The 12,371-nt window shown below is 67.9% G+C and carries 8 protein-coding genes and 1 pseudogene; 7 read left to right on the forward strand and 2 right to left on the reverse strand.

Features of this window, described 5'->3' with window-relative positions:
• Positions 1–22: 22 nt before the first annotated feature.
• A complete protein-coding gene (locus OOK34_RS00530) occupies positions 23–3,367 on the reverse strand; it encodes an ALF repeat-containing protein (protein ID WP_267031861.1) in 3,345 nt (1,114 codons plus the stop codon).
• 379 nt (positions 3,368–3,746) lie between these two features.
• On the opposite strand from OOK34_RS00530, the gene OOK34_RS00535 reads away from it, so the two are divergent.
• From OOK34_RS00535 to OOK34_RS00555, 5 genes are all read left to right on the forward strand, one after another.
• Positions 3,747–4,787, forward strand: coding sequence for a helix-turn-helix domain-containing protein (locus OOK34_RS00535; RefSeq protein ID WP_267031862.1), 1,041 nt, complete (start codon positions 3,747–3,749; stop codon positions 4,785–4,787).
• A gap of 196 nt (positions 4,788–4,983) precedes the next feature.
• Positions 4,984–5,394: an SseB family protein gene (locus OOK34_RS00540; protein WP_267031863.1), complete on the forward strand. Its 411-nt coding sequence runs from the start codon at positions 4,984–4,986 to the stop codon at positions 5,392–5,394.
• Complete coding sequence (locus OOK34_RS00545) at positions 5,394–5,957, forward strand: hypothetical protein (RefSeq protein WP_267031864.1); 564 nt, start codon at positions 5,394–5,396, stop codon at positions 5,955–5,957. Before OOK34_RS00540 ends, OOK34_RS00545 begins: the two co-directional genes overlap by 1 nt.
• A complete protein-coding gene (locus OOK34_RS00550; protein ID WP_267031865.1) occupies positions 5,957–10,615 on the forward strand; it encodes a putative T7SS-secreted protein in 4,659 nt (1,552 codons plus the stop codon). Before OOK34_RS00545 ends, OOK34_RS00550 begins: the two co-directional genes overlap by 1 nt.
• Positions 10,615–11,097, forward strand: coding sequence for a barstar family protein (locus OOK34_RS00555; RefSeq protein ID WP_267031866.1), 483 nt, complete (start codon positions 10,615–10,617; stop codon positions 11,095–11,097). The genes OOK34_RS00550 and OOK34_RS00555 overlap by 1 nt, the downstream gene beginning before the upstream one ends.
• A 38-nt stretch (positions 11,098–11,135) precedes the next feature.
• On the opposite strand, the pseudogene OOK34_RS00560 reads toward OOK34_RS00555, so the two are convergent.
• A pseudogene (locus OOK34_RS00560) lies at positions 11,136–11,552 on the reverse strand (LLM class flavin-dependent oxidoreductase); the annotation flags it as partial.
• A gap of 36 nt (positions 11,553–11,588) precedes the next feature.
• Here OOK34_RS00560 and OOK34_RS35470 point away from each other — a divergent pair.
• Together OOK34_RS35470 and OOK34_RS00565 are read left to right on the forward strand one after the other, a co-directional pair.
• Positions 11,589–11,864: an IS3 family transposase gene (locus OOK34_RS35470; protein WP_353963374.1), complete on the forward strand. Its 276-nt coding sequence runs from the start codon at positions 11,589–11,591 to the stop codon at positions 11,862–11,864.
• 245 nt (positions 11,865–12,109) lie between these two features.
• Positions 12,110–12,352 (forward strand): DDE-type integrase/transposase/recombinase, encoded by a 243-nt coding sequence (locus OOK34_RS00565; RefSeq protein WP_267031867.1) that lies wholly within the window; start codon positions 12,110–12,112, stop codon positions 12,350–12,352.
• Positions 12,353–12,371 lie beyond the last annotated feature (19 nt).

Raw genomic sequence — 12,371 nt, forward strand, 5'->3', positions numbered from 1 at the left:
ATCCTGGTACGCCTTGAGCGGCCTACCAGGTCGCCCAGCCAAGGGTGACGATCAGCACCTCAACCCCCTCGGCTACGATTTCACCGACGTGTTTGGCCGCACCGAACTTGTCGAGAAGGCGTGACTTTCCGGCGAAGGCGACGCCACCGAGGATGAACGTCCCGAGTGCGGTGTGGAATTCGGTGCTGCGCCAGCCGTATGCGCTGCCTGTGAAATAGACGTTCGCGCCCTTGAGGGCCACGGAGACGCCGGTGAGCACAAGAGACGCCGCTCTGAGGGTTGCCGCGAGCGGCAGAGCCGGGGCAGTAAGGCCGGCACCGATACCGAGCACGATTGAGGCGGTGCCGGTGATCGTGCTCCAGTGCTTGGTGACCTTGGCCCAGTCCTTGTCACTGCTGACGTCCCCGGGCCACAGTTCCCAGTCCACGTACCAGGGCTTGTCCTGGTCGGCAGTCTGGGAGGGATTGGTTCCGCTCCCCTCGTGCTGCTTCGCCTGCTCAGCCGCCGATTTCGCCTCTGCCGCCACCTCGGCCTCCCGCTTGACGGTCGCGGCGTGGCGGGCTTCGCTGGCGGCGTCGGCGGCGGCCTTTGCGTCCTGACCGGCCTGAGTGGCGGAGACGCGCGCCGAAGTGGCGGACGCTTGCGCGTCCGACGCGTAGGCAACCGCCTGCCGTGCCGACGACATCGCCTGCCGCATGGAGTAGTTCGCGGACCGGGCCGCGCCCTGGGCCACGGACGCCGCCTGCTTCGCACTGGCCGCAGACTGGGCCGCCGCCGCTGCCGACGCGTCAGCGGCGTCCGCGTTCTCCTTCGCCTCGCGCGCCGAGTTGACGGCGTCGGCGGCGTACTCCTGGGCCTTCGCCGCCCACGTGGCCGCCTCCGCCGCGGCCTTGCGGGCCTCCGCCGCCGCCTTGGAGGCGAGAGCGGCATCCTCCAGGGCCTTCGCCGCGACCTTCGCGGCATGGGCGATGGCCGCGCGCACCGCGGCGACGTGGGCGGCGTGATCCTGGTCCAGGCGGGCGATGTTGAACTTGTCGCGGAGGACGAAGTGCCGCCGCATGCGGGCGGGGCCCTCCAGAACGATCTGCGCGGCCGCCCGCATGTAAAGGCCACCGGAGGACAGGAGGCTGAACACCTCGACGTGATCGTCCTCCTTCACCGCCTCCACCAGTTCGACGGTGAGGAAGCGGTGCAGGGCGATGGCACTTCCGTCGCTCAGCGCCGCCTCGGCCTTGGCCTTGACGGCCTTTCCCGGGTTCTCGTTCAGAATCTCGAATACCGTGACGCGGTTCTGCGTCGCGGCGGCTTCGATGACCCCGAGGGTGAGGAAGTTGCGGGCGGCGTTCGGATCGTCACTCGCCAGTGCCTGATGGGCAGCCTCGGCGATGGCGGCCGAGCCCGCCCTGGCAATGGCCAGAACGGTCTCCCGGTCATCCTGCTGCTCAGCGAGAAGGCGGTCGGCGTCGATCCAGTTGGCGACATCGTGGTCAGAGCCGGCGAGGGCGAACTCAGCGGCTTGCTGCGTCCACGTGCCCGTCGAGTCGAGAAGCCTGACAGCGGCCTTCCGGCCGGTGGTGACGGCCGTGGCCATGTCACCACCGTGCAACGCCGTTGCGGCGGCCGCGATGAGGTCCTTGATGTCCGTGGCGGTCTTGTCCGCCTGCGTACGCTCCCTGAGGGCCCGGTTGGTCTCGTCGATCTCGGCCCGCGCGCCGAAACGGGCCTCCTCGATCCCCCATTCGACGTCCTCGGCGATACGGGCGGTCTCCGCCGCCCTGGCCGCCTGCTCCACGGCCTGAGCCTCCTTCACCGCGTCGGCGGCCGTGTTGGCCGCCTGCACCGCGGCCTCGGCATGGGCGGTGGACCGCGTGGCGTACTCGATCGCCTTGCCCGCGTTCGCCGCGGCTTCGTCCGCCGCAGCCGCGGCCTTCTCCGCGTGAGAAGCGGCGCTGTTGGCGGCGTCGCGTGCCACACCGGCGGCGGTGACCGCCCTGTCCGCCAAGGTCTTGGCGGTGCTCGCGGCCCGGGTGGCCCGTGCGGCGGCGGTGTCGGCCTCGGCGGCCGCCGCCTTCGCCTCGGCGGCCTGGGACCGGGCAACGCCGGAAGCGGTGGCGGCGGCGTTGGCGGCGTCGTTGGCAGCACCCGCGGCGCTCCGGGCCGCGATCGCGGCATCCGCGCCCGCGGAGGACGCCCCCTTGGCGGCTTCAGCGGCCCGGTCAGCGGCTGCGGCCGTAGTGCGCGCGCGGCCGGCCGCATCGCGTGCGGCTTGGGCGGCCTGGCGCGCGGCCGAGGCCTTGGTGGCGTCCTTCGAGGCAGCGATGGCCGCGCCATAAGCCCGGGAGGCGGCATGGCCCGCGGAAGCAGCGGCACCCGCGGCTGCCTGTGCGGCCTGCGCGGCGCGGCTCGATGCGGCTTGAGCGGTACGGGACGCGGAGATCGCGGTGTTGGCGGCGCTGGCGGCGCCCCGTGCGGCGCTCGCGGCGTCGTTCGCGGCCTTGGCCGACCTCGTCACGTCGCTCTGGGCGGCCAGCGCCTCCTCCGCCGCCTTCAGAGCAGCCGTCTTCGCCTTCGCGGCCGCTTCCTTCGCCCGGGTGGAAGCGGCGACCGCCTGCTCCGTCTGCAGCTGCGCGCGATTGCCTTCCCGGATCACGATCTTGACCAACTGGTCGATCGTCGCGGCTTCTTCGTCGCGGGCACGCGCGATGTACTGGCCGGAGATGAGGAACTGGTGGATCGCCGGGGGTGACCCGTCGCTCAGGGCACGCTCCGCGTACTTCTTCACCTCAGGGGAGGCCGCGGTGAGGATGGTGAAGACCTCGGCCCTTTCGTCCTCCTGTTGCGCGGTGTGCTGAGTTTCCGCCAAGAACTTCCTCAGGGCCGCATGGGTGCCCAACTCCAGCGCCTTGGTTGCCTCCCGCTTGACAGCGGGACCGCTGTTGTTCATGACGGTGAACACCGCCGCCCGCAGATCCGTCTGGAGAGACTGCGTGTAGCCGTCGCGCAGGTAGGCGGCGATCGCCGCGTCCCCGGCGGACAAGGCAGCGTTGGCCGACTCGCGCACCGATTTGTCCGCGTAGGGGAGGACGGTGAGGATGCCGAATCGGGCGTCCTGCGCCTCCGCGACGGGCAGTTCGTTCGCGAGGAAGGCGGAGACAGCCGCCGGAGAGCCGGCGAGGGCGGCGGCGGCGGCCTCGCGGACGGCCCGGCCGCCTGTCTTGTACGCCCACACGGCCTTGCCCCGGTCGGTGTCGGGCAGGCCGCTACCCGTGATGGGGTCGCTCTCGGCGGCGAGGGCCGGGCCGGCGGTCAGGGTGAGGATGGATGGCAGGGCGGGAACAGTAGCCGCCCCGGCGATGGTGGTGAGCATTCGGCGCCTGCTCCAAAACGACGGCGACGTCACGTGTGCATTCCCCCTAGAAAGAGCCGATGCGGACCGCCGGGCCTGTCGGGACCCAGGTGCTCAGGTGCTCAGGCCCACCGAGGTATGGCGGTGCCCGAGCGCGCGGGGTCGCCTGGTGGAGAGCCTCAGGAGGCCGGCCGGTCCTCGGTCCAAGCCGTGGTCGAGCTCAAGGTAGGCACGGCCCGCGGAAGGCAGAGAGGCCTCAGGGCGCCACGTTGAGGACCGCATGCGCCACCCGGGAGGCCCGCCGCGCCAAAGCGGCGTCCGGTGCGCCTCGCCGCGAAGGCCACCCCACCCAACAGGGGTGTATCGAAAGGCAGTTCGCGCTGGTACCCTCGACGGTCCTATGCCATCTCCCAACCTCGGCGGCACGGTTTCGGCCCACCTCGCGCGTTCCCTCGTCAGCGCCATGACCGCCGCGGGCACGGGCAGGCTCGCCCGCCTGCCCGACCTCGCCGTCGAGGTCCTGGGCAACGACCTGGCCCGGATCTCGACCCCGTCGCTCGTGACGGTGTGGGAGCACCTGGTGCTGACGGAACCCCGCACTCTCATCGGTCCCCTGGTCCTCGAGGACGCCCCGATCGGCACCTTCGGTGTCTGGGACTACCTGATCACCACCGGCCCCACCCTGCGCCAGTCGCTCACGCAGGCCGTGGATCTCATAGCCGCCATCGGCGATCCGGCCGCGGAGAAACTGATCGTGGAGGAGGACGGACGTCACTTCACCGTCCGCCACGCCACGGGCACGTGGGGGCCGGACGTGGTGCAGGCGGTCGACCTCTTCGCCCTCTCGCTCTTCCTGACCCGAGCCCGGGCCGCGACCGGCCGCCACATCGTTCCGTCCCACGTCACCATCACCCACCGCCCACCACCGCGAGCCCGGCAACTGGCCGAATTATTCGGCACGGACCGTATTCACTTCGACGCGCCGTACAACTCGATCGCTTTCCGCGAGGACGATGTACGCACGCCGCTGCCCAAGGCCCAACCGGGCATGGACCGGCTTCTGGCGCACCACGCGGAACTGGTACTGGCGGCATCCCGGCCCGTACTGCGGTGGCTCGACCGTTTCCGGACGGCTCTGACCGCGGCCTTTCAGGAGGACACCGTAAGCCTGGAGAACGTGGCGCATCGTCTGGCGATGAGTCCCCGCACGCTCCAGCGACGGCTGGCCGAGAACGGCACGACCTGGCGTGGGCAAGTCGAAGCCTTACGGCACGAGCACACCTCGGAACTGTTACGCACCACCGACCTGCCCCTGCGGTCGATCGCGGGCCGGGTCGGATACAGCGATGCCCGGGCGCTGCGGCGTGCGGTGCGCCGCTGGGAGGGACAAGCCCCGCGCGAAGTCCGCAGATCCGCGGACCGGGCACCGTCCGCCCCCTGAGCGGCGCTTTGGGCCCACAGCTGCGCCGAGGTCGCGCAGCGCCCGGAGCTTCTCGATGTGCGCCTCGACCGGCCCCAGGAGGCAGAAGCGGTCACCGCGATCCAAGCCCAGTTCCCACCCTCTGGGCAAAGCTCAAATCGGCGATCAAGGTACTGTGCTCTGTCCGGGTGAGCACGCCCGGGGAGGGGCGTAGAGCATGGAACTGACCGCAGAGATTGCCGCGTATCGGGCAGGCACGGGGGATCCCGGGCGTCTGGTGGGTGAGTTCCGGCGGGCGGTGCTGCTTGTTCCGCTCGCTGACGACAGCGCGGGTGGGCTGATGTCGGCCGTCTCGGGCGGGATCCGGTGGCTGTACGCGTTCACGGACGAGGAGGCCTTCGCCCGGTTCGTTGAGGCCCGTGGTGAGGCCGCGCGGGAGTGGCCGTACCTGGCGATCCTCGGGGCGCGGCTCGTGGATGCGGTGGTGCCCGAAGTGGACGGCCCGGCCGGCATCGCTGTGAACGTGGCGGACGAGGGCGGGTCGATGCTGTTCCCGCCCGTGGCCGGGATCGTGCCCGACGGCTGCGCCGTGGACCTGCGCGCCGTCGGGGATGGGGAGGCGGCCTGATGGCGGGCGACGGTGACCTGGAGGTGTCCCCGGCCGCGGTCGCGGCGATCCAGAAGGGGCTGCGGGATGCGATTTCCGAGCTGCGCGAGTCCGGGGACGCGGCCGGGGCGTCGCAGGGGGCGGGGTTCGAGAGCCTGTCGATGACGGGGATGGAGACCGGGCATGGTGGTCTGTCGAAGGAGTTCGAGGACTTCTGTGAGCGCTGGGAGTGGGGCGTCCGGTCTCTGATCCAGGACGCCTCCGCCCTGGCCGGGAACCTCGGTATCGCCGCGGGGACGGTCTGGGAGGAGGACCACTACGTCCAGGGCAGCTTCAAGGTGGCCGCGAACTCCCTGTACGGCAATCCGCACGCCAGCGAGGACGAGATCGAGAAGAAGTCCTGGGATGACATCTTCAGCGCGGATGTCTACAAGCCGGGCTACAGCGTGGGGTCCTTCGAGAAGGGCGCTCAGGACACCAAGCGGACCTGGTCCGATGCCAAGGACACGGTGACGTCGACGGGGAAGGTCGGGTCGATCAAGGATCTGCTGGAGCAGGCGAAGCGCGACGGGGACGGCAACTGATGAGCGGCTGGCGGGATTTCATACCGGATTCGGTCGAGGACAAGGTCGAGCACGGCATCCAGAAGGTCGGCGACTTCGTCGAGTGGGGCGGCGACAAGGTCGCCGGACTCGCCGATGAGGCCGGCCTGGACGATGCGGGCGACTGGATCCGCGACAAGTCCCGCTCCGCCGCCAACCAGCTCGGCGCGGACGTCTCCGAGCTGGAGCTGGGGCAGACCGACGACCCGAAGAAGCTCGTCTACGGCAGCGTGTCCAAGATCCACGCCCAGGTCGGGCACCTGAACGACTTCAAGACGGCCTTCGAGTCCGTCGGCAACGGCCTGAAGAACCTGACCGAGCCCGACGGCCTGAAGGGCCAGGCCGCCAAGGCGTTCCGGGAGGCGGTGGCGAAGCAGCCTCCGCGCTGGTTCAAGGCGTCCGAGGCCTTCGGGAAGGCCTCGGACGCCATGGGCCGCTTCGCCGAAACCGTGGAATGGGCGCAGGGCCAGGCCAAGGAGGCCCTGGACGACTACAACAAGGCGAAGAACGCCTCCGAGGACGCCCGCAACGCCTACAACAGGCAGGTCACGGAGTACAGGAACGCCGTCGAAGCGAAGAAGGAGCAGCTCCCGCCGCGACCAGCGGAGACCTTCAACGACCCTGGCAAGCCCCTGGCCGCGGCAGCCCAGGAGAAGCTGGAGAGCGCGCGCAAGCAGCGCAACGAGCAGGCCCAGACCGCCGCGACCGCGGTCCGCGCCGCGCGCGACGCCGCCCCGCCCAAGCCCACGTACGCGAACCAGCTCGCCGACGGCATCGCCTACATGCAGCTCGCCAACAACCACTTCGTGGGTGGCATCGTCAAGGGAGCCGCCGGCACTCTTGATTTCGCCCGCGCCCTCAACCCGCAGGATCCGTACAACCTCACGCACCCCGCCGAGTACGTGACGAACCTGAACTCCACGGCAGCAGGTCTGGTCACCATGGCCAACGACCCCTGGGGCGCCGGCAAGCAGATGCTCGGCGAGTTCATGAAGGACCCTTCCGAGGGCCTCGGCAAACTCGTCCCCGAGCTCATCGGCTCCAAGGGCATGGGCTCCCTCAAAAAGGTCGGCACCACCGCCAAGCACCTGGACGACCTCCAGGGCCTCCGCCGTCGGGAGCACGAACAGAACCCGGACAGCAACGGCCAGCGGTGCAGTGAGACGGTGTGCAAGAGGGACCCGGTCGACGTTGCGACCGGCCGCATGCTGCTGCCCACGATCGACATCGCTCTGCCCGGGTCGCTTCCACTTGTCTTCCGGCGCACCTTCGACTCCTCGCGCCGCTCCGGGCGCTGGTTCGGGCCGACGTGGTCGTCCACGGTGGACCAGCGGCTGGAGATCGATTCCGAGGGCGTGATCTTCAGCTGCGACGAGGGAAGCCTGCTCGCCTACCCTCACCCGGCTCCCGGTGTTCCGGTCATGCCCACACACGGCCGGCAGTGGCCACTGGAACGGGTCGCGGGCGGTTACACCATCACCGATCCCGACACCGGCAAGGTCTGGCACTTCACCGACCACAGGGACGAGCTCGCGCTCCTGACCCAGATCGACGACCGCAACGGCCGGTGGATCATCTTCGAGCACGACCAGGCTGGTGCACCGACGGCGATCGTCCACCACGGCGGCTACCACCTGAAGCTCACCACCAGCCAGGGTCGCCTATCGGCCCTCCACCTCGCGGGAGCCGCGGAGGACGGATCCGATCAGGAGATCCTGCGGTATGGCTACACCGACGGCCATCTCACCTCGGTCATCAACTCCTCAGGCCGCCCACTGAGATTCGACTGCGACGAACACGGCCGCATCACCTCGTGGACCGACACCAACGGAAGCCGCTTCGACTACGTCTACGACGACCAGGACCGCTGCATCTACCAGTCGGGGACAAACGGACACCTCGAATCCACCTTCACCTGGGACGGCATCGACCGCGCAACCGGGCTCCGCATGACCACCGTCACCAGCAGTCTGGGACACACCGAGCGTCACTTGATCAATGACCGGTCACAGGTCGTCGCCGAGATCGATGCAGTGGGAGCGGTCACCCGCTCCGAGTACGACCGCCACAACCACCTCTTGTCGCGGACCGATCCCCTGGGGCACATAAGCCGTGCCACCTTCGATGAGTGGGGCCGCCTGACTCTGGTGGAGCGCCCAGACGGACGGCAGACGCGAGCCGAGCACAACGAGCTCGGCCTCCCGATACGCATCGTCGGTACCGACGGCAATGTCACGCGCCAGAGTTTCGACGCCAGCGGCAACCGCTTGTCGGTAACAGAGCCGTCTGGCGCAACGACTCGCTTCACCTATGACGAGGCCGGCATCGTCACCTCCGTCACCGATGCGCTCGGGCACACCTCGACAGTCGTTTCCGCCAAGGCCGGTCTGCCCCTGGCTATCACCGATCCGCTCGGGGCGACCACCTGCTACGAGCGTGACGCTTTCGGCCGAGCGATGTCGATCAGCGACCCGCTGGGCGGCGTCACGCGCCTGGAGTGGACAGTTGAGGGCAAGCTCGCCCGCCGTGTCGAGGCCGACGGCAGCGAGCAGTCCTGGACGTACGACGGCGAGGGCAACTGTATCGCCCACATTGACGCCCTTGGTGGGGTCACGACCTTCGAATACACAGACTTCGATGTCGTGACTGCCCGCACGGGTCCGGACGGCATCCGCTACGAGTTCAGCTACGACACCGAGCTCCGCCTCACCCAGGTCACCAACCCCCAGGGGCTGACGTGGGATTACGTGTACGACCCAGCCGGGCGGGTCATGTCCGAGACGGACTTCGGCGACCGGACACTGACATACGGAAGGGATGCGGCGGGGCGGCTCGTTTCGCGGACGGACGCGCTCGGCCAAACTATCCACTACGAGCGGGACGAGCTGGACCGCGTCGTCCGCAAGGACGCTGCGGGCACTGTGACCACATTCGTGTACGACACAGGCGACCAGCTCGCGGAAGCGGTCAACGCGGATGCCACGATCACGCGCCTTCGCGACCGGTACGGCCGCCTCATGTTCGAGACCGTCAACGGCCGGACGACGGGGTACGCGTACGACGAGCTCGGCCGCCGCACCGGCCGCACGACCCCGACGAGGGCGGTCAGCGCCTGGACCTATGACGCGGTCGGCTGCCGCACCTCCCTGACCACATCCGGCCGCACCATCACCTTCGACTACGACGCAGTCGGCCAGGAGATCACTCGCCGGATCGGCGACTCCGTCATGATGTCGTCCCGGTACGACCACGGGGGCCGCCTCACCACCCAACACGTCACCAGCGCGGGTCACAGCATCCAGCGTCGCGACTACACGTACCGTGCAGACGGCAACCTGATCGGCTTGGACGACCAGCTGGTGGGCGCGAAGACCTTTGACCTGGACGCGGCCGGCCAGGTGACTGCCGTCCGGGCGGAAGGGTGGACCGAGCAGTACAGCTACGACGACGCGGGCAACCAGACGACGGCCTCCTGGCCGGCGACCCACCCCGGCCAGGAGGCCGTCGGCCCTCGCGAGTACACCGGCACGACGATCACTCGCGCCGGCAGGATCCATTACGAACACGACGCATTGGGCCGCGTCACCCTGCGCCGCAAAACTCGCCTGTCCGGCAAGCAGGAGACCTGGCGCTACGAGTGGGACGCCGAAGACCGCTTGCGTTCGGTGACCACCCCCGACGGCGCCGTATGGCGCTATGCGTACGACGCCCTCGGCCGTCGCATTTCCAAGCAATGCCTCGCCGCCGACGGCACGACGGTCCTCGAACAGGTCACGTTCACCTGGGACGGCACCACCCTGTGCGAACAGACAACGGAATCGCCGGCCCTCTCCCATTCGATAGTCCTCACCTGGGACCACAAGGCACTACAGCCGCTGACTCAAAGAGAACGCCTCCTGGACCGAGAAACGCCCCAAGAGGTCATCGACGCCCGATTCTTCACCATCATCACCGATCTCGTGGGCGCCCCCACCGAACTGCTCGATGAGTCCGGCACACTGGCCTGGCATACCCGCACCACCCTGTGGGGCACCACAACCTGGGCGTCCACCAGCACGGCCTACACCCCACTCCGCTTCCCAGGGCAGTACTTCGACCCGGAAACAGGCCTCCACTACAACTACTTCCGCCACTACGACCCCGAAACCGCCCGTTACCTCAGCCATGACCCCCTGGGCCTCACCCCGGCGCCCAACCCGGCAGCCTATGTCCCCAATCCCCACACGTGGATCGACCCCATGGGGCTGGCGCCGTGCCCGGACTTCAGCCCGGGAGCCACGCTGGGGGACGTCGACAAGATTCACGGCTGGGTACCCGAGTCCATCCCTGCAGAGTCCCTGGAAGTCCTCCGGGACATGGAGAAGTACAATTTCGCATGGGGGGGTGGGCCGGGCTTCCATGGACCAAAGTGGTGGACCGAGCCATTTGAAAACAGCGGCAAAAACGGCGGCTACCAACTTCCCACCCACGAACCCTCAGGAAAGCCGATCACCTATCAGGAGTACGGGACCTACCCGTCACCGGACAACCCCACGCCAGGCGGTGAGCGCTGGGTGTTCGGCAGCGATAAGTCCGCTTACTACACCCCAACTCACTACCAGACGTACATTGTGGGCAGAAGTCCCAGTTGGGCGGAGTGATGACAGAAGAGACATCGGCAATGCATATTGCCCCATGGATGCACGTCACCACGCCAGGCGGCGGAATTCGTCTCGATGAACTCCTGCCCGCTTCTGGCAGCGTTCACGTGGCACGCCTAAATGGCCAAGACATGCCAGACGAAATTGCGACTTTTCAAAAGTTTGACGAGACGCTAAAGTTTCCCGAATACTTTGGATGGAACTGGAACGCCTTCTACGATTGCCTTCGTGACCTTCAATGGCTTTCGTCGGATTACCACGTCCTGATCATCGAATCCGCCGAGAGTGTCCTTTCTGCGGATGAGGCCGCTCGCGATGAGTTCTTCAGGAGCCTCTGGCGCGCCGGTCAGCGCTGGTCCTACACCAAGCGGCCCGAAGGCGTGACGCTCAGTAAATTCTCCGTTGTCCTGTCATGCGCCAAGGAGTCCGCGTCCAGCCTCGCGAAGCAGCTTGGCGAACTTCAGACCCCATCCAGTTTCTGACCCATAGGTAGATCAGCCATGCTCCTGGTCCTCATCGGTCAGCGGAACGACGGGATGATCGTGGCACCGTACGCGTCGATTGTGGCCTCCTTGGCGTCATGCATGTCGTAGACCGCGAACTGGTCAACGCCCAGATCCTTCAGGCACCTTAGCTTCTCGATGTGGGCCTCAGCAGGGCCGAGGAGGCAGAACCGGTCGACAATGTTGTCGGGGACGAAGTCGGTGGACGGGTTCCCAGCGCGGCCGTGATGGCTGTAGTCATAGCCGTGCCGGTCCTTGATGTACGCGGTGAGCTCGTCGGGGGCCATGGCCGAGTGCTCGCCGTAGCGGGCGACGAGGTCGGCGACGTGGTTGCCGACCATCCCGCCGAACCAGCGACACTGGTCACGGGCATGAACCAAGGCCTCGGCCGAGTCGTCGGCCGTGATGTAGGCAGGGGCGGCCACGCAGATGGTGGAGTGACCCCCGGAATTCCGACACCTGGACGCTGGATGTTTGGTCATCCAGGGGAAGTGATCCAAGGTGGCAAAGCGGAAGAACTACCCCGAAGAGTTCAAGCGGGACGCGGTGGACCTGGTTGGTACAAGAACAAGGAGGCACGGCAGGAGAAGGCCGATGAGGAAGAGGTGCTGGCCTGCCGGATCAGGGCGATCCACACCGATTCTCGGGGATCCTACGGGGCCCTGCGGATCACCCGGAAACTCCGTGACCAGGGGAACATGGTGAACCGCAAAGGATCACGCGGGAGCGTGAGATCGTCGGGATAACGCGACGGAAACCACGGTCGCTGACGAGACAGGACCGTACGGCGCCGCCGGCACCGGACCTAATCCTGCGCAACTTCACCGCGCCGCTGCCCGGCTTGAAATTCGTCGGGGGACATCACCTGCCTGCCGACGACCGAGGGATGGCTGTAGCTGGCGACGGTGATCGACCTGTGCACACGGGAGGTCGTGGGCTGGTCGATGGCCGACCACATGCGCACCGAGCTGGTCGCGGGGACGCCATCCGGATGGCCCATGCGGGCGGGCATACGGCGGGCAATGCGATCTTTCACTCGGATCGCGGGTCGCAATACACCTCAAAACAATTCCGTGCCCTGCTGGGCGAGTTGGACATCCGACAGAGCGCCGGACGTACCGGCTCGTGCTTCGACAATGCCGCCGCGGAGAGCTTCTTCGCGGTCCTGAAAGCAGAGATCGGCACGACCGTCTGGGAGTCCCGGGCGCAGGCTCGACAGGACGTTTTCCTGTGAATCGCGGAGCATTACAACC

This window comes from Streptomyces sp. NBC_00091 (assembly GCF_026343185.1).
GTDB lineage: Bacteria > Actinomycetota > Actinomycetes > Streptomycetales > Streptomycetaceae > Streptomyces.

Coding starts and splice junctions, on each gene's coding strand:
- OOK34_RS00530 (WP_267031861.1), bottom strand. CDS start 3,367: ATGCTCACCACCATCGCCGGGGCGGCTACTGTTCCCGCCCTGCCATCC.
- OOK34_RS00535 (WP_267031862.1), top strand. CDS start 3,747: ATGCCATCTCCCAACCTCGGCGGCACGGTTTCGGCCCACCTCGCGCGT.
- OOK34_RS00540 (WP_267031863.1), top strand. CDS start 4,984: ATGGAACTGACCGCAGAGATTGCCGCGTATCGGGCAGGCACGGGGGAT.
- OOK34_RS00545 (WP_267031864.1), top strand. CDS start 5,394: ATGGCGGGCGACGGTGACCTGGAGGTGTCCCCGGCCGCGGTCGCGGCG.
- OOK34_RS00550 (WP_267031865.1), top strand. CDS start 5,957: ATGAGCGGCTGGCGGGATTTCATACCGGATTCGGTCGAGGACAAGGTC.
- OOK34_RS00555 (WP_267031866.1), top strand. CDS start 10,615: ATGACAGAAGAGACATCGGCAATGCATATTGCCCCATGGATGCACGTC.
- OOK34_RS35470 (WP_353963374.1), top strand. CDS start 11,589: ATGTTTGGTCATCCAGGGGAAGTGATCCAAGGTGGCAAAGCGGAAGAA.
- OOK34_RS00565 (WP_267031867.1), top strand. CDS start 12,110: ATGGCCCATGCGGGCGGGCATACGGCGGGCAATGCGATCTTTCACTCG.